This is a genomic window from Rhodobacter capsulatus (genome assembly GCF_052363175.1).
In the GTDB taxonomy this organism is placed as follows: Bacteria; Pseudomonadota; Alphaproteobacteria; order Rhodobacterales; family Rhodobacteraceae; genus Rhodobacter; species Rhodobacter capsulatus_D.
The window spans coordinates 119,483-135,752 of record NZ_CP198946.1; the positions used below are offsets into that span (position 1 = coordinate 119,483).

Genomic DNA, 16,270 nt, shown 5'->3' on the forward strand with positions numbered 1-16,270 from the left:
GCGGGCGGATCTCAGTGCTTCGCCGACCAGCTCGCCGAGGCATATTGGCGGGTGTAGAACTCGCCCATCAGCCCGATTGCGAGCAGCGCCAGCGCGACGTTCAGCGCATATTCCCAGTTCGAGAAATGCGGGTTGTAATTGATGAAGGTGTAGCCGCGCGCCTGATCGATGATGTGAAACAGCGGGTTCCAGCTGAACATCACCAGCATCTTGTGCGGCAGCGTGTTGGCCAGAAACATCTTGCCCGAGGCGATCATGTTCACCCGTCCGTAGATCTGCTGGATCATGTTCACCAGCGAGGGGTTCCACGGTTTGATCGCCAGAAACACCATGCCAAGCGAAACGCCGGAAAACCAGCCCAGCATCACCATGCCCATCGCACCGGACCAGTCGTAGATCTCGATCGGCTTGATTGCAGCGTGATAGAGGTAAAGCACGACGAGCATCGACAGCATCTGCGTGTAAAGCGCGCCCAGCGCCGCCGCCGAGATCGCGATCGCAGTGGTCATCGGCCCGTGTTTCATCATCGCCGAGGATGAGCCCTCCGAGGCGAAAACGGCCGACATCGCCTTGGTATAGGTCATGTAGAGGAAAATCCCCGACATGATGTAGAGCATGAAATCCCCGCGCACCGCGCTGCCGCGCATGCCGAGGATGGAATACATCAGGTAAAAGGTCGCCACGAGCATGATCGTCTGGAACATGTTCTGCAGCAGACCAAGGATCGCATTGCCCTGCGACTTGCGGATCGAGCGGACGGTGGCGTGATAGATCAGCTCCAGCAGGCTGAAGGTCGATGCAAGGGCACTGGTGTTGCGTTCGGTTCTGAACATGGCTCCGCCGGGCTGCCTGATGCTGGATTATGGGTCGGAAAACTTGCCGTTCCCTTGCCATGGCATCATAAAGATGCGGAAATCGCATGGCAATCTGGCCGAAATGCGGCCGACAGGAGAGAACGATGGACTTTGACCGTCTTGTGAGCGTGATGCGCCGTCTGGCGTTGGAGGCGGGCGACCGGATCATGCAGATCTACGAATCTCCCGATTTCGACGTGAAGACCAAGGCCGATGCCTCGCCGGTGACCGAGGCCGACGAAGCCGCCGATGCGCTGATCTCCGAAGGGCTGGCCGAGGCCTTTCCGCAGCTCGCCCTCGTGACCGAGGAACAATCGGCCAGCCACGGCCAAAGCGTGAAGACCTTCCTGATCGTCGATCCGCTGGACGGCACCAAGGAATTCGTGCAGCGCCGCGGCGATTTCACCGTCAACATCGCCTATGTCGAAAACGGCGTGCCGCTGCGCGGTGTCGTCTATGCGCCCGCCAAGAAGCGGCTGTTCTACACGCTCGCCGACGGCCGTTCGGTCGAGGAGCTGGGCGCCTTTGACAAGGAAACCGTGGGCGAACAGAAGCCGATCACGGTTTCGGTGCCCGACAACCGCGCGCTGATGGTGGTGGCGTCGAAATCGCACCGCGATCAGGCGACCGATGATTACATCGCGCGCTATGCGGTGGCCGACATGACCTCAGCCGGTTCGTCGCTGAAATTCTGTCTCGTGGCGACCGGGGAAGCCGATCTTTATCCGCGTCTGGGCCGCACGATGGAATGGGACACCGCCGCCGGGGATGCCGTTCTGCGCGGTGCGGGGGGCGAGATGGTGCGCTTTGATGATCACAGCCCCTTCATCTACGGCAAGGAGGGTTTCGCCAATCCCTTCTTCATCGCCTACGCCCCCGGCGTGATGCTGGTGAAGTGATGTCGGTTCTGGTCGTCATCCCCGCCCGTTACGCCTCGACCCGCTATCCGGGCAAACCGCTCGTCGCTCTGACAGGCGCCAGTGGCACCGCAAAGACGCTGATCCGGCGCAGCTGGGAAGCCGCGATGGCGGTGCAGGGCGTGGCCCGTGTGGTGGTGGCGACCGACGACGATCGCATCCGCGCCGAGGCCGAGGGCTTCGGCGCCGAGGTGGTGATGACCTCCTCGGCCTGCGCCAATGGCACCGAGCGCTGCGCCGAGGCCTATGCAAACCTTGGCGGCGGCTACGACATCGTGGTGAACCTGCAGGGCGATGCGCCGCTGACCCCGGCCTGGTTCGTCGAGGATCTGGTCGCGGGCCTGATCGCCAACCCCGCGGCGGAACTGGCGACGCCGGTTCTGCGCTGCGAAGGTGCGATGCTGGCGAGCCTGATCGAGGACCGCCGCAATGATCGCGTGGGCGGCACCACCGCCGTCTTCGGCGCGGGCCATCGCGGGATTTACTTCTCCAAGGAAGTGATCCCCTACACCGGCAAGATCTACGGTGCCGAGGAACCGACCCCGGTCTTCCATCACGTCGGCGTCTATGCCTATCGTCCCGAGACGCTGGCCGCCTATCCGGGCTGGCCGGTCGGGCCGCTCGAAACGCTCGAAGGGCTTGAACAGCTGCGATTCCTGGAAAACGGCCGGACCGTGCTGTGCGTCGAGGTCGAATCGCACGGACGGCAGTTCTGGGAGCTGAACAACCCCTCCGACGTGCCGAAGATCGAGGCGATGATGGCCGCAATGGGGCAGGACTGACACATAGATCGCGCCTGCGTGAGAGTTGTTTCTGCAGCGGCAAAAAACCGCCTGCCTTTTCTGCCCACGCTTACCCTTAAGATCACGTGTTGCTTGAGCAGGTCTTAAAAACGGTAGATTATGCCCCCAACTAGAACACGAGCAGCCCACACACACAAAGGTGCTATATGAAACGCAAGGTCACCAAGGCGATTTTCCCCGTCGCTGGCCTCGGCACACGCTTTCTTCCGGCCACCAAGTCGATCCCGAAAGAGATCCTGACGCTGGTTGACCGCCCCCTCATTCAATATGCGATCGATGAGGCCCGCGCGGCGGGCATCAAGGAATTCATCTTCGTCACCTCGCGCGGCAAGTCGGCGCTGGAAGACTATTTCGACGACGCGCCCGAGCTGGAAACCTCGCTGCGCAAGAAGAACAAGACCGATTTGCTCGAGGCGCTGAAAGCCACGAACATGGATTCGGGTGCCATCGCCTATGTCCGGCAGAACCGTCCGATGGGGCTTGGCCATGCCGTCTGGTGTGCCCGCCGTCTGGTCGGCAACGAGCCCTTCGCCGTCATCCTGACCGACGACGTGATCGCGGCCGAAAAGCCGTGTCTGCAGCAGATGATGGAAGCCTATAACGAGACCGGCGGCAACGTCGTTGCGGCGATGGAAGTGCCGCATGAGAAAACCTCGTCCTATGGCGTGCTCGACATTGCCGAGGACATGGGCTCGCTCGTGAAGGTCAAGGGCATGATCGAGAAGCCGGCCCCCGATGTGGCGCCCTCGAACCTCGCGGTGATCGGCCGTTACATCCTGACGCCGCGGGTGATGCAGAACCTGAACAAGAAGAAAGAGGGCGCGGGCGGGGAAATCCAGCTCACCGACGCCATTGCCGAAGAGATCGAAGCCGGGCAACCGGTCTACGGCTTCCGCTTCCGCGGTCAGCGCTATGACTGCGGCTCGAAAGCCGGGTTCCTGCAGGCGACGGTGGCCTTTGGCCTTGCCCGGGAGGATCTGCGCGACGAGTTCGGCGATTTCCTCGGCGACGTCATGGCCATGCGCACCGCGGCGCAATAAGATGGCGCGGCACGTTCTGGTCACCGGGGGGGCCGGTTACATCGGCTCTCATGCCTGCAAGGCGCTGGCAAAGGCCGGTTACGTGCCCGTCACCTACGACAGCCTCGTCACCGGCTGGCGCGATGCGGTGAAATTCGGCCCGCTCGAAGAGGGCGATCTGTCCGACCGCGCGCGGCTCGACGAGGTCTTCGCGCGCTGGCAGCCGGTGGCGGTGATGCATTTCGCCGCCCTCAGCCTTGTCGGCGAGTCGATGAAGAACCCGGGGCTGTACTGGCGCCACAACGTCCTGTCCTCCCTGACCCTGATCGAGGCTGCCTGCGCTGCGGGCAGCCTCGATTTCGTTTTCTCCTCCACCTGCGCCACCTATGGCGATCAGGATGGGGTGATCCTGAACGAAGCCACGACGCAGGCGCCGATCAACGCCTATGGCGGCTCGAAACAGGCGATCGAGATGATCCTGCGCGATTTCGAGGCCAGCCACGGCCTGCGCTCGGTGATCTTCCGCTATTTCAACGTCGCGGGCGCCGACCCCGAAGGTGAAGTGGGCGAGTTCCACCGCCCCGAAACCCATCTGGTGCCGCTGATGCTCGACGCGATCGACGGCAAGCGCCCGGCGCTGACGGTCTTCGGCTCGGATTATCCGACTGCGGACGGCACCTGCATTCGCGATTACGTCCATGTCTCCGATCTGGTCGATGCCCATGTGCTCGGGCTGAAATGGCTCGAGGCGGGCAAGGGTTCCGACGTGTTCTGCCTCGGCTCCGGCACCGGCTTTTCGGTGCGCGAGGTGATCGCGCAATCGCGGGCGGTGACGAACCGTGAAGTGCCGATCATCGAGGGCGACCGCCGCCCGGGCGATGCCGCGGTGCTGGTGTCTGGCTCTACCAAGGCGATCCGTGATCTGGGCTGGGCACCCAAACGCAGCGACCTGACGACGATGATCGCCGATGCATGGCGCTGGCATCAAAGCGGACATTATGAAAGATAACCCCCAACGGGGGTAAGATGGCGCTTTGGTCGAAGCTGTGGCAGGCCTATCGGTGGCGGCTCAGACGCCGCTATCTGCTGGCGCGCGCCCTGCGCCGTCGTCGCCGTCTGACCGTGGTGCAGGATCGCACCCTGGCGATCCGCAAGGGCGACATCCTGCTGTTTGCTGCGGTCAGGAACGAGGCGCAGCGGCTGCCGCATTTCCTCGATCACTACCGGCGTCTGGGTGTCGATCATTTCCTGATCGTGGACAATATGAGCGACGACGGAAGCACCGATCTGCTGGCGGCCGCGCCTGATGTGTCGCTCTGGCAGACCGGGTCAAGTTATCGGCTGCACCGCTTCGGGCTTGACTGGCTGACCTGGCTGATGATCCGTCACGGCCATGATCACTGGTGCCTGACCGTCGATGCCGATGAATTGCTGATCTATCCGCATCATGACACCCGCCCGCTTTCGGCGCTGACGGGCTGGCTGGACGAGAGCGGGCAGCGCGTCTTTCCGGCGATGATGCTGGAGCTTTACCCGAAGGGTCCGGTGCAGGCGCAACACTTCGCGCCCGGCAGCGATCCGTTGCGGCTGTTGCGTTGGTTCGATCGGGGAAATTACACGATCACCCGGCAGGAAAAGACGAAAGCTCTTTGGATTCAAGGCGGTCCGCGGGCGCGGATGTTCTTTGCCGACCGTCCCCGCCATGCGCCGACGCTGTCGAAAATTCCGCTCGTGCGATGGAACCGGCGTTGGGTCTATCTCAATTCCACCCATTCGATCCTGCCTGTGCGGCTGAACGAGGTCTATGACCGGCAAGGCGGCGAGGCGATCTCGGGGCTGCTTCTGCATACGAAATTCCTGCCCGAGGTGGTGCGCAAAGCCGCCGAGGAAAAAGACCGCCGCGAACATTTCGGCCGCCCCGAAGTTTTTGACGCCTATTACGACAGCCTGATGGGCTCGCCCGATTTCTGGACGCCATGCTCAACCCCGCTTGGCAGCTGGCGCCATCTCGAGGCGCTGGGCCTGATGTCGCGCGGCGGCTGGCTCTGACGGTGGATCGTATCTGCAGAAGAACCAAAGGTTTACCTGCTGTGTGGTTCCGCCTATGCTGATTTCCGCGTGGCCGGGACGGGCTTAACCCTGTCGCAAGCGGAATGCGCTAAAAGGGGCCGCAAGGCACGACACGGGGCGCGAGGGCAGTTTGGGACTGAGACAGGCGATCAGGCTTCGGCGGGAGCGGCGTCAGCGCCAATGGCGCGCATTCCGCAAGCGCCGCCAGCTGAAGCCCGTCGCGGACCGCACCGCGAAGATCGGCGCCCGCGATGTCATCGTCTTTTGCACCCTGCGCAACGAGCGTATCCGGCTGCCCTATTTCCTGCGCTATTACCGCGACATGCGGGTCGGTCATTTCATCTTCGTCGACAATGACAGCGACGATGGCTCGCGCGACTATCTGGCGGCGCAGCCCGATTGCTCGGTCTGGACGACGAAGGCCTCTTACAAGGCCGCCGCTTTCGGCATCGACTGGCTCAATCACCTGCTGCGCAAATACGGCACCGGCCATTGGACGTTGACCGTCGATCCGGACGAATTCTTCGTCTATCCGTTCTGCGACACCCGCCCGATCGACGCGCTGACCGACTGGCTTGATACCTATCATCTCCGCACCTTCCCGGCGATGCTGCTCGACATGTATCCCAAGGGCCCGATCGACGCTGTCCCCTATCGCGAGGGGCAGAACCCGTTCGAGATTGCGAGCTGGTTCGATGCCGGCAATTACATGATCTCGCGCAATCGCAAGATGCAGAATCTTTGGATTCAAGGCGGGCCGCGGGCGCGAGTTTTCTTTGCCGACGATCCTGTCTCGGCCCCCTCGCTGAACAAGATCCCCGTTGGTGAAATGGCAGCGTGGCTATGTTTTTGCCTCTTCGACCCACATGCTGATGCCGCGCGGGCTCAACATGGTCTATGACGAATGGGGCGGCGAAAAGGCCTCGGGTTGCCTTCTGCACGCCAAATTCCTGTCACCGATCACCGCCAAGGTGGCCGAGGAAATGGTGCGGCGCGAGCATTACGCGGGCTCGCGCGAATACGAGGCCTACAGCGCCCGGCTCAGCGCCGAGCCTGATCTGTGGACCAAGTGGTCGGAGAAGTATATCAACTGGCGCCAACTTGAAATTCTGGGGCTGATGTCGAAGGGCAACTGGGCATGAGGGCAGGGCGGTGACGGTCGGCTTCATCATGATGTGTCACACCGCGCTCGACCGGGCGGCGCAGGTTGCGCGCTATTGGGCGACGCATGGGGCGCCGGTCGTCATCCATGTCGATGCCCGCGTCTCGGCCGCGGATTTCGGCCATCTCGGCCAGTCGCTCGCCGATCTGGACACTGTCTCCTTCTGCAAACGCTTCAAATGCGACTGGGGCACCTGGTCGCTGGTGCAGGCGGCACAGACCGGGGCGGAACAGATGCTCGCCCGCCACCCCGAGGTCGGCCATGTGTTTCTGGCTTCCGGCTCCTGCCTGCCACTGCGGCCGCTGCAAGAATTGGCTGATTATCTTGCCGCCCGTCCGACGACCGATTTCATCGAAAGCGTCACCACCGCCGAAGTCGGTTGGACGGTGGGCGGCATCGACATGGAACGCTTCACCCTGCGCTTCCCGTTTTCGTGGAAGAAGCAGCGCCGCCTGTTCGATGCCTATGTCGATTTCCAGCGCCGCATCGGCTTCAAGCGCAAGATCCCGGGCGGCATCATCCCGCATCTGGGCAGCCAATGGTGGTGCCTGTCGCGCCCGACCCTTGCGGCGATCCTGCAAGACCCGGACCGACCGCAGCATGACCGCTATTTCAAGCGCGTCTGGATCCCCGATGAAAGTTACTTCCAGTCGCTGTCGCGGCTCTATTCGACCAATATCGAAAGCCGCTCGCTGACGCTGTCGAAGTTCGATTATCAGGGCAAGCCGCATATCTTCTACGACGATCACCTGCAGCTTCTGCGCCGCTCGGATTGCTTCGTGGCGCGGAATATCTGGCCGAAGGCGGAAAAGCTTTACGCCACCTTCCTGTCGGACCGGCCCTCGGAAAGTCTGGCCGAGCCGAACCCCTCGAAGATCGACCGGCTGTTTTCCAAGGCGGTCGAACGGCGCACGCGCGGGCGGCCGGGGCTTTACATGCAAAGCCGCTTCCCGCGGCAGGACCACGAAAACGGCAAGACTTCGGCGCAGTATTCGATCTTTCAGGGGTTTTCCGATCTTTTCGAAACTTTCGAAGGTTGGTTGGCCAAGTATGTGGGCGCCCGGGTGCACGGGCATCTGTTCGGACCCGAACGCGCCGCCTTTGCCGGCGGCGAGCGGATGTTCAACGGCTGTCTGACCGACTCGGCCCTGCTGCGTGACTACAACCCGCGCGGCTTTCTGACCAACCTGATCTGGAACGGCCGCGGCGAGCGGCAGTGTTTCATGTTCAGCCCGCGCGACACGCAGGACATCAACTGGTTCACCGCCACCGATCCGAATGCGCAGATCTCGGTCATCTCGGGCGCCTGGGCGGTGCCGCTGTTTCATTCGCAGCTGGATTTCGCCGAGATCCGACGCGAGGCGGCGCGGCTGCAGCAGATCGAGATCGAGCATCTGAACATCCTGCGCTCGATGTTCGTGAAGGCGCGGGTGCGGATCTGGACGATGGCGGAATTCATCGAAAATCCGATGGAGCCGTTGCAGACGATCATCGACGAAATCAGCCCGCGGGCGACGCGGCGGCTGACCGAAGCCCCGCAGATGATCGAGCTGACGGGCTTCGGCCAATTCCTGCAGAACCTGAAGAATCAGGGCATGCAGCCGCGGCTGATGGGCGATTTTCCGGTGGCGGGCGAGACTGTGCCGCCGCCGCGCCGCCGCCCCTATCTGGTGAAATGACATGAGCCGGTTTGATTGCTTTGTCGTCTTTGCGGAAATGCGCACCGGGTCGAACCTGCTCGAAGCCGCGCTGAACGACCTGCCCGGCGTCACCTGCCACGGCGAGGCCTTCAACCCCGCGCTGATCGGCTATCCGAAAAAGACCGAGCTTCTGGGCGTCACCCGCGAGGCCCGCGATGCCGATCCGCTGGCGCTCTGGATCCGGATCAAGACGGCCGAGGGTCTGAACGGCTGCCGGTTCTTTCACGATCACGACCTGCGCGTTCTGCCCGCGATGCTCGAAGACAAGCGCTGCGCCAAGATCGTTCTGACCCGCAATCCGGTCGAAAGCTATGTCAGTCTGAAGCTGGCGCGGGCAACCGGGCAGTGGAAGCTGGGCGATGCCAAGCACCGCAAGAATACGCCGCAGGCCGCGTTCGAGGCTGCCGAATTCGAGGCGCATCTGGAAGGCCTGCAGGGCTTTCAGATCACCCTGATGCGGGCCTTGCAGACCACGGGGCAGACGGCCTTCTACATCGATTACGAAGACGCGCAGGATCTCGAGGTGCTGAACGGCCTTGCCGCTTGGCTCGGGATCGAGGGGCGGTTGAGTGCGCTGCCCTCGAGCCTTGTGGTGCAAAACCCCGAGGCGCTGGAGGAAAAGGTGGCGAATTTCCCGGCGATGGCGGCCTCGCTGGCAAAGATCGACCGTTTCAACTTGTCCCGCACGCCGAATTTCGAGCCGCGCCGGGGGCCGGGCGTGCCCGCTTTCGTCGGCTGTGCGGCGGGGCTTTTGTATCTGCCGATCCGGCCGGGGCTGGATGCGCCGATCCGCGACTGGCTGGCGAAGCTTGGGCCGCTCGAAGGCGATTTCTCGCAAAAGACGCTGCGGCAGTGGAAGCGCAAGCATGTCGGCCACCGCAGTTTCACCGTCGTCCGCCATCCGCTGTTGCGCGCGCATCTGGCCTTTGCGGCGCTCCTGTCGCAGGACGGGATGCTTGAGATGCGCGAGGTGCTGCGCCGCAGCTACAAGCTGCCGCTGCCGCCCGAAGGCAAGCCGATGGCGGCGCAGGACTGGGCGGCGGGATTGCTGGCCTTCCTCGGCTGGCTGAAAGCGAACCTGAACGCGCAGACGAGCCTTGCGGTGCATCCGCTCTGGGCCAGCCAATCGGCCAGCCTGCAGGGCATCGCGCAATTCGCGCTGCCCGATCTGATCGCGCGCGAAGATCGCCTGCCTGAAGACCTTGCCGCGCTCGCGCAAGCTGTCTGCGTCGAGGCTCCTGCCTTCGCAGCCCCGCAGAGCGATACAGCACCGGTCAAGCTCGCCGATGTCTGGATGCCGGACCTTGAGCAGGCAGCCGCGGACACCTACTCCCGCGACTACATGCAGTTCGGCTTTGGTCCGTGGAAACGGAAAAAGGGCTGATCAGGCCGCTTGAACGCCGCCCGTTGCCGCGGTCAGCACTGCGTGCAGCGCCGCCGGGTCGGAATTGGCGCGCAGCTTCGCGCAGGTCTCGGCATTGCGCAGCGTCCGCGACACCAGCGCCAAGGCCTTCAGATGCTCGACGCCCGAGTCCTTCGGCGCGAAAAGCGCAAAGATCAGATCGACCGGAAGCCGGTCCACCGCGTCGAAATCAAGCGGCTTTTCCAGGCGCAGGAACACGCCCACCACCGATTTCAGCCCGTGCAGACGCGCATGCGGCAGCGCAACCCCGTGACCGACCCCGGTCGGCCCCAGCATCTCGCGTTCCTGCAACGCGTCCATGGTCTGGATCGCATCCAGCCCGTAGGCTGAATGCGCGATTTCGGAAAGGTCCTGAAACAGGCGCTTCTTGCTCGTGACGTTGGTCAAAACCTTGACCGCTGCCGGTTTGAGCAGGGTGGAAAGATCCATCTGTCCTTTTTCCGCGCCCATCGTCGAACGCTCACTTGATGTTGCGGGGATCAATCCAGCCGACGTTGCCATCGTCCCGCCGGTAGACCACGTTGACCCCGCCATGTTTCTCGTTGCGGAAGACCAGAAGCGGCTTCGTCGACAGCTCCATCTGCATCACCGCCTCGCCGACCGAAATCGTGGGGACCTTGGTCTCCATCTCGGCCACGATCACCGGCGCCAGGCTGTCGCCATCGGTTTCCGTCTCGTCATCTTCCGCGGCGAGCACATACAGGCCCGCGGCATCGAATTCAACCGGCGTCACACGTTCGCGGTGATGGTCTTTCAGGCGGCGTTTGTGACGGCGCAGCTGCTTGTCCATCTTTTCGCGGCAGGCTTCGAACGCGGCATAGACTTCGCCCGCACGGCCCGCGGCCGAGGCGGTCAGACCGGTGGAGAGGTGCACGGTGATTTCGCAGACATATTCATGCGAGGTCCGCGAAAAAACCACGGTCGCATCGGTGGGTCGTTGCATGTATTTGTCGACCGTTTCCCCCAATTCGGTCTTCACATGGGTTTGCAGGGCTTCGCCAACGTCGAGCTGTTTTCCGCTGATCTGGTAACGCATGGCTTCTCCTTCACGTCATTGTCCCGCAACCGGAATGCTCTGTCCGGGGTGCGAGGTGGTTGAACTCTTCTTTGAAACCGGGGAGGTCGAGCCCCAAACCCGATCGGGGCCGGGAATCGGACCGAACGGGAAACGGGGCGAGGGTGCGTTGGTGCACATACCCTGTATTTGGGAACGGAACCGCGGGGCTGTCAACTGCCCGAACGCATCCTTTGTGAAACGTTTCTTACTGAATGCGGAAATTCTCGCCGAGATAGACGCGGCGCACGTTTTCGTCCTGCACGACCTCGTCGGTGCGGCCCGACATCAGCACCCTGCCATCGTGAAGGATATAAGCCCGATCGACGATTTCGAGCGTTTCCCGGACGTTGTGATCGGTGATCAGAACGCCGATGCCGCGTTCCTTCAGATGTGACACCAGAGCGCGGATTTCGGCTACGGCGATCGGGTCGACCCCTGCAAAGGGTTCATCCAGAAGAAGATATTTTGGGTCAGCCGCCAGACAGCGGGCGATCTCGACGCGCCGCCGCTCGCCGCCCGAAAGCGCCAGCGCCGGCGCCTGCCGCAGATGGGTGATGGCGAAATCGCCGAGCAGTTCTTCCAGCCGTTCGCGGCGGTGATGCGGATCGGCGACGGCGATTTCCAGCACCGCCATAATGTTCTGCTCGACCGTCAGGCCGCGAAAGATCGAGGCCTCCTGCGGCAGATAGCCGATGCCCAGCCGCGCGCGGCGATACATCGGCATGCCGGTCGCATCGATCCCGTCGATGCTGACCCGCCCGGCATCCGGCGCCACCAGCCCGGCGATGGTGTAAAAGCACGTCGTCTTGCCCGAGCCGTTCGGACCCAGCAGCGCCACCACCTCGCCGCGCTCCAGCCGCAGCGAGACATCGCGCAGCACCAGACGCTTGCGATAGCTCTTGCGCAGGCTGGTGACGTCGAGCCCGGTCAGGCTTTCGGTCACGATCGGCTTTGCCTCGGTCATGGCGTTCCCCCCGGCTGCAGGATCGAGCGCACGCGCCCGTCCATCCGGCCGGTGCCGGTCTTCAGATCGATGGTCATGTGCTGCCCGGAGAGCACGTTCTGCCCCTGCGTCAGCAGCACGTCACCGGTCATTTCGACGGCGCCCGTGGCGACCGCATAAACAGCTTCTTTGGCTTCGGCGGCATCGGTCTTCGAGGCCAGCGTCACTCCGCCCGAGGCATGCAGCTTGGCGATCTTGCTGCGGTCGGCGCCATATTCGACCTCGACCTTTTCGGCCTTCAGCCGCATCGGCCCCTGCACGATCAACACATTGCCGGTGAAGACCGCGGTGCCCTTGGCCTGATTGACCGAGAGGCTGTCGGCGGTCACCTCGACCTGGGCCGTCGTATCGGTGCGCAGGCCGGGAAAGGCGACCTCCTGTGCCGATGCCGTCGCAAGGCCGAGGGCAAGGATCAGAACGGCAAGGGCGGGAAGGGAGCGCATCGAAACCTCATTTCTGCGGCTGATATATCAGCTTCACGCCGCCTTTGAAAACCAGATCGGAGCCGGTCTTCGGGTCGGTGGCATCAATCTGCATCTGCCCCGCATGCAGCGTGCCGAAGGGGGCCTTGGCCTCGACCGTGCACGGGGCACTGACCGAGGTGCGGTCGGTGGCCATGTCCACCCGCTCGGTCGAGATCCGGTAGCCCGAGGAGGTCTGGACGGCCACGCCCTCCGACAGGCTGATCTGCCCGGCGGCGGGATCGATCCGGCCGGTCTTCGCGCTCATGTCGGTGACGACGCCGGTGCCTTCTTCGAGCTTGGCGATGATCTTGCTTGCCGAAGCGCCATTGCCCGAGGGATCGGGGGCGGCGGTCGCGGCCTGCACGGTCAAGGCGGCGCCGTCTTCGGTGACGCCCGAAAACTCGGGCGCGGTCAGGCGCTGCTCGCGGGCAAGGGTCGTGACATCGACCTTGGAATAGATCGCCGCCGTCGTCGGATCGACCTTGCCGGAAAACAGAAACAGCGTCGAAAGCAGCACCAGCGCGCTGAGCGGCAGGGCGATTTTCGCCCAATGCACCAGCGTGGTATGGCGGCTCTCAGAGGTCATCACACCACCCCGGCACGCAGGCAGTCGTGGATGTGCAGGATGCCGACCGGAACGCCTTCGTCGACGGCGAAAAGGCAGGTGATCTTGCACTCGTTCATCACCGCGACCGCGGCCTCGGCCAGCGCCGTGGGCGCGATGGTGCGCGGGGTGCGGGTCATCACTTCGGCGACCGAACGCGACAAAAGCCCGTCCATGTGACGACGCAAATCGCCATCGGTGACGATGCCGATCAGCCGCCCCTCGGCATCGGTGACGCCGACGACGCCGAAGCCCTTCTGGCTGATGATCAAGAGCGCCTCGGGCATGGCCGTCGTCGCGGGGACGAGCGGCATGTCGGTATGCATCAGATCCGCGACCTTCGAGAGTTTCGCGCCGAGCTTGCCGCCCGGATGGAAGGTGCGGAAATGCTCGGGCGTGAAATGGCGATGCTCCATCAGCGCGACGGCCAAAGCATCGCCAAGCGCGAGCGTCATCGTTGTCGAGGTGGTGGGCACGACGCCAGTGCCGCAAGCCTCGGTGGCCTGCGGCAGCACCAGCGCCACATCGGCCTGCCGCAGCAGCGTCGAATCGGGCCGCGCGGCGACGCCGATCAGCGGAATGGAAAACCGCCGGGTATGGGCGATCAGATCGGCCAATTCCGGGGTCTCGCCCGAATTCGACAGCACCAGCGCCACATCCTCGCGCGTGACCATGCCCAGATCGCCGTGGCTCGCCTCGGCCGGATGCACGAATTGCGCCGGCGTGCCGGTCGAGGCCAAGGTCGCCGCGATCTTGCGGGCGATATGGCCCGATTTGCCCATGCCCGAGACGATCACCCGCCCGCGCGCGGACAGGATCATCTGCACCGCCGCGCCAAAGGCGCCATCGAGGCTTGCGGCCAGCGCCTGCAGCCCCGCGATCTCGATTTCGATCACACGCCGCGCGGTATTGGCGTAATCAGTGGTGGAAGATGTCATTCGGTTCCTCCCAGCCCATCAGATCCAGACGGGCGCGGGCGGGCAGGAAGTCGAAACAGGCCTGCGCCAGCTCGGTCCGGCCTTCGCGGGCCAGCCGCGTCACCAGAGCCGCCTTCAGCTGATGCAGGTAGAGCACGTCCGAGGCGGCATAATCGAGCTGCGCCGCGGTCAGCTCGGCCGCGCCCCAATCCGAGGTCTGCTGCTGCTTCGACACATCGACGCCCACCAGATCCTGCAACAGATATTTCAGCCCGTGCCGGTCGGTGAAGGTCCGCACCATCTTCGAGGCGATCTTGGTGCAGAAGACCGGCGCCGTCACGACACCGAAGGCATTGTAGAGCGCCGCAATGTCGAACCGGGCGAAGTGAAACAGCTTTTCCACCTTCGGATCGGCCAGCATCGCGCACAGTCGCGGCGCTTCGGTCTGACCGCGACCGATCTGCACAAGATGCGCATTGCCATCGCCCGAGGACATCTGCACCAGACACAGCCGATCGCGGCGCGGATCAAGCCCCATGGTTTCGGTATCGATGGCGACGACGGGGCCAAGATCCAGCCCCTCGGGCAGATCGTTCTGGTGCAGGTGAATGGTCACGGACGGTCCTTTCGCGACGTTTGCCGCAGGTATAATGGCTTTGGCCGCGCTTTGCCACGGCCCAACGGGTCACGCCCCGGTGACAGGGCCAAAAACCGCAGGCGCGGCGCTGTCAGCCATTGCGCACCAGCCACCCGTTCGGACACCAGGTCACGTTGTGGCCGAAGTAGTCGCACAGATCCCGTTCGATCCGGTAGTCCGCATGTCGCGCCAGCAGGAAATTCCGTACCGCCCGGTTCGGCCCGTCTTCGTATCTGCGATAGGGCGGTTCGGGCAGATCGGCGACGACGCCATCCTCGACCACCAGATGATCGCCCGGCGCCAGCAGCGGGTCGAAATAGGCCAGCACGGCCACGGTTGCCTCGAAAGTATGGGCGCTGTCTTCGATCACCAGCCAAGGATGCGGGGCCTCGGCGATTGCCGCATGCGGGAAGGTCCGCACCGGGTCGGAGGCATCGACCGAGAAGATCTCGACCCCGTCGATGGCATCTTCGGGCGGGGTGATGTCCATCGTCAGGATGCGGCAATCGATCCCCAGCGTCCGGCACTGATCGCGCAGCCAGAGCGCGCTGCCGCCCTCGGATGTGCCGACCTCGATAATCGTGCGGGGTCGAAGTCGTTCAAGAAGCTGCAAATACAGCACCAGGTCGAAAGGGTTTTTTGCCAGGCGACGCCCTCTGTAGCGGGTGCGCAATGTCCCCGCCTGGATCGCGCTGAGTGCATCTGACGGCAGGGCGACCTTGAACGGCCGGCCGAAAACCATATGGGCTTGACGTGGCGGTCCCATGGGCTCGGGCGTGAACCGGCGCGCAAGCTCTGCGGAGAGCGACCCGATATAGCGAGGCGTGTAGCTGACACGCGCGAGCGGCTTTCCGAAAATGCGCCGATGCTCTGCAGCCATGGCGATGCGATCATCCTGTGTACCGTTGGTTGCAGCGCCGCCGTGGATCTGGTGAAATGTGCCTTCTCCAAGCAGGATCCAGGGTTGCCCCCCCGAAAGATCGACTGCGCGCTGCCAGAACTCCAGATTGACCAGACCACCCCCGGGGCTCGCATATCTTTCATCGAAGCCGCCCAGCTTTTGCCAGAGCGCCCGGTCAAGAAACAGGCCGTTGGATTCCTCGATCGGGCCGAACCAGCCCTGACTGGAAGAACCCGCCAGGACCGACTTTTGGAAAAGGGTGTAGCCGTCGCGCTGCCATGGAATTTCGGCAAGCAGATCGTCTTCCACTTGCCGGGTGTAGCCATTGAGCACGGAGCGCATCTGCACATCAGGTCCGAGATGGAACCCGAGCGAGCCGATCACGCGGTTCGGGTCGGCCTGATGGGCCTGAATGGCGAGTGCCAGCATCCCCGGTGAGACCATCCGTGCCCCGTCAATGAACAGCCCGACGAGACGACCGGTGGTGTCCGCCACCGCGGCATTCAACGCGGCCGCGGGTGATGCCGCCGCATTCTCGATTCGAACCACACGCAGGTTCGGTGCGATGGCCTGCAGTGCGGCAGCGTTCACGGGCTCTGGTGAACCGTTGTCGAGAACGACAATTTCATAGCTCAGATCCCCCATATCACGCTGATGGTGCGGACTGAGCGTCTGGATCGTTCGCGGCAGTTCCCGCGCCATGTCATAGGCGCAGACGACAAGGCTCAGGTCCATCCTG

General features: G+C 63.4%; 16 protein-coding genes and 1 pseudogene. 8 read left to right on the plus strand and 9 right to left on the minus strand.

The features are described 5' to 3' along the window. Nucleotides 1-11: 11 nt before the first annotated feature. Nucleotides 12-833 (minus strand): ABC transporter permease, encoded by an 822-nt coding sequence (locus ACTTAI_RS01345; protein WP_444453688.1) that lies wholly within the window; start codon nt 831-833, stop codon nt 12-14. Between the two features lie 125 nt (nt 834-958). On the opposite strand from ACTTAI_RS01345, the gene cysQ reads away from it, so the two are divergent. The 8 genes and pseudogenes from cysQ (at nt 959) to ACTTAI_RS01385 (ending at nt 9,909) form a co-directional block, all read left to right on the plus strand. Continuing rightward, nucleotides 959-1,753 (plus strand): 3'(2'),5'-bisphosphate nucleotidase CysQ, encoded by a 795-nt coding sequence (cysQ, locus tag ACTTAI_RS01350; RefSeq protein ID WP_444453690.1) that lies wholly within the window; start codon nt 959-961, stop codon nt 1,751-1,753. Beyond that, the gene (locus ACTTAI_RS01355) at nt 1,753-2,553 is read left to right on the plus strand and encodes a 3-deoxy-manno-octulosonate cytidylyltransferase (protein ID WP_444453692.1); all 801 of its coding nucleotides are present in this window, start codon (nt 1,753-1,755) and stop codon (nt 2,551-2,553) included. Before cysQ ends, ACTTAI_RS01355 begins: the two co-directional genes overlap by 1 nt. Before the next feature lie 167 nt (nt 2,554-2,720). Then, complete coding sequence (gene galU / locus ACTTAI_RS01360) at nt 2,721-3,614, plus strand: UTP--glucose-1-phosphate uridylyltransferase GalU (RefSeq protein WP_444453693.1); 894 nt, start codon at nt 2,721-2,723, stop codon at nt 3,612-3,614. Between the two features lies 1 nt (nt 3,615). Continuing rightward, nucleotides 3,616-4,602, plus strand: a complete 987-nt coding sequence (gene galE, locus ACTTAI_RS01365) for a UDP-glucose 4-epimerase GalE (protein WP_444453695.1) — start codon at nt 3,616-3,618, stop codon at nt 4,600-4,602. Nucleotides 4,603-4,619: 17 nt separating this feature from the next. Further along, nucleotides 4,620-5,642, plus strand: coding sequence for a glycosyltransferase family 2 protein (locus ACTTAI_RS01370; RefSeq protein WP_444453697.1), 1,023 nt, complete (start codon nt 4,620-4,622; stop codon nt 5,640-5,642). 151 nt (nt 5,643-5,793) lie between these two features. Further along, nucleotides 5,794-6,805 (plus strand): annotated as a pseudogene (locus ACTTAI_RS01375) (glycosyltransferase family 2 protein). 10 nt (nt 6,806-6,815) lie between these two features. Next, complete coding sequence (locus ACTTAI_RS01380) at nt 6,816-8,504, plus strand: DUF5927 domain-containing protein (protein WP_444453699.1); 1,689 nt, start codon at nt 6,816-6,818, stop codon at nt 8,502-8,504. A gap of 1 nt (nt 8,505) precedes the next feature. Continuing rightward, nucleotides 8,506-9,909 carry a nodulation protein NodH gene (locus tag ACTTAI_RS01385; protein ID WP_444453700.1) on the plus strand — a complete coding sequence of 468 codons (1,404 nt, stop codon included), beginning with the start codon at nt 8,506-8,508 and terminating at the stop codon, nt 9,907-9,909. On the opposite strand, the gene ACTTAI_RS01390 is transcribed toward ACTTAI_RS01385, so the two are convergent. From ACTTAI_RS01390 to ACTTAI_RS01425, 8 genes are all read right to left on the minus strand, one after another. Further along, on the minus strand, nt 9,910-10,377 hold the full coding sequence (locus ACTTAI_RS01390; protein ID WP_444453701.1) for a PTS sugar transporter subunit IIA: 468 nt from the start codon (nt 10,375-10,377) through the stop codon (nt 9,910-9,912). A 31-nt stretch (nt 10,378-10,408) separates the two neighbouring features. Then, nucleotides 10,409-10,984 (minus strand): ribosome hibernation-promoting factor, HPF/YfiA family, encoded by a 576-nt coding sequence (hpf, locus tag ACTTAI_RS01395; RefSeq protein WP_444453703.1) that lies wholly within the window; start codon nt 10,982-10,984, stop codon nt 10,409-10,411. Between the two features lie 226 nt (nt 10,985-11,210). Continuing rightward, a complete protein-coding gene (gene lptB / locus ACTTAI_RS01400) occupies nt 11,211-11,969 on the minus strand; it encodes an LPS export ABC transporter ATP-binding protein (protein ID WP_110804439.1) in 759 nt (252 codons plus the stop codon). Beyond that, nucleotides 11,966-12,451, minus strand: a complete 486-nt coding sequence (lptA, locus tag ACTTAI_RS01405) for a lipopolysaccharide transport periplasmic protein LptA (protein ID WP_444453704.1) — start codon at nt 12,449-12,451, stop codon at nt 11,966-11,968. The genes lptB and lptA overlap by 4 nt, the downstream gene beginning before the upstream one ends. Nucleotides 12,452-12,458: 7 nt before the next feature. Continuing rightward, nucleotides 12,459-13,058 carry a hypothetical protein gene (locus ACTTAI_RS01410; RefSeq protein ID WP_444453706.1) on the minus strand — a complete coding sequence of 200 codons (600 nt, stop codon included), beginning with the start codon at nt 13,056-13,058 and terminating at the stop codon, nt 12,459-12,461. Further along, nucleotides 13,058-14,014 carry a KpsF/GutQ family sugar-phosphate isomerase gene (locus tag ACTTAI_RS01415; RefSeq protein ID WP_444453707.1) on the minus strand — a complete coding sequence of 319 codons (957 nt, stop codon included), beginning with the start codon at nt 14,012-14,014 and terminating at the stop codon, nt 13,058-13,060. The genes ACTTAI_RS01410 and ACTTAI_RS01415 overlap by 1 nt, the downstream gene beginning before the upstream one ends. Further along, nucleotides 13,995-14,609 (minus strand): ribonuclease D, encoded by a 615-nt coding sequence (locus tag ACTTAI_RS01420; RefSeq protein WP_444453709.1) that lies wholly within the window; start codon nt 14,607-14,609, stop codon nt 13,995-13,997. Before ACTTAI_RS01420 ends, ACTTAI_RS01415 begins: the two co-directional genes overlap by 20 nt. Before the next feature lie 112 nt (nt 14,610-14,721). Continuing rightward, nucleotides 14,722-16,266, minus strand: coding sequence for a CmcI family methyltransferase (locus ACTTAI_RS01425; RefSeq protein ID WP_444453711.1), 1,545 nt, complete (start codon nt 16,264-16,266; stop codon nt 14,722-14,724). Between the last annotated feature and the right edge of the window lie 4 nt (nt 16,267-16,270).

Bases quoted from the DNA above. Each gene is read 5' to 3' on its own strand.
- ACTTAI_RS01355 (WP_444453692.1), top strand. From the start codon at position 1,753: ATGTCGGTTCTGGTCGTCATCCCCGCCCGTTACGCCTCGACCCGCTAT.
- ACTTAI_RS01390 (WP_444453701.1), bottom strand. From the start codon at position 10,377: ATGGATCTTTCCACCCTGCTCAAACCGGCAGCGGTCAAGGTTTTGACC.
- ACTTAI_RS01370 (WP_444453697.1), top strand. From the start codon at position 4,620: ATGGCGCTTTGGTCGAAGCTGTGGCAGGCCTATCGGTGGCGGCTCAGA.
- lptA (WP_444453704.1), bottom strand. From the start codon at position 12,451: ATGCGCTCCCTTCCCGCCCTTGCCGTTCTGATCCTTGCCCTCGGCCTT.
- lptB (WP_110804439.1), bottom strand. From the start codon at position 11,969: ATGACCGAGGCAAAGCCGATCGTGACCGAAAGCCTGACCGGGCTCGAC.
- ACTTAI_RS01345 (WP_444453688.1), bottom strand. From the start codon at position 833: ATGTTCAGAACCGAACGCAACACCAGTGCCCTTGCATCGACCTTCAGC.
- ACTTAI_RS01425 (WP_444453711.1), bottom strand. From the start codon at position 16,266: ATGGACCTGAGCCTTGTCGTCTGCGCCTATGACATGGCGCGGGAACTG.
- ACTTAI_RS01410 (WP_444453706.1), bottom strand. From the start codon at position 13,058: ATGACCTCTGAGAGCCGCCATACCACGCTGGTGCATTGGGCGAAAATC.
- galU (WP_444453693.1), top strand. From the start codon at position 2,721: ATGAAACGCAAGGTCACCAAGGCGATTTTCCCCGTCGCTGGCCTCGGC.
- ACTTAI_RS01415 (WP_444453707.1), bottom strand. From the start codon at position 14,014: ATGACATCTTCCACCACTGATTACGCCAATACCGCGCGGCGTGTGATC.
- hpf (WP_444453703.1), bottom strand. From the start codon at position 10,984: ATGCGTTACCAGATCAGCGGAAAACAGCTCGACGTTGGCGAAGCCCTG.
- ACTTAI_RS01385 (WP_444453700.1), top strand. From the start codon at position 8,506: ATGAGCCGGTTTGATTGCTTTGTCGTCTTTGCGGAAATGCGCACCGGG.
- cysQ (WP_444453690.1), top strand. From the start codon at position 959: ATGGACTTTGACCGTCTTGTGAGCGTGATGCGCCGTCTGGCGTTGGAG.
- galE (WP_444453695.1), top strand. From the start codon at position 3,616: ATGGCGCGGCACGTTCTGGTCACCGGGGGGGCCGGTTACATCGGCTCT.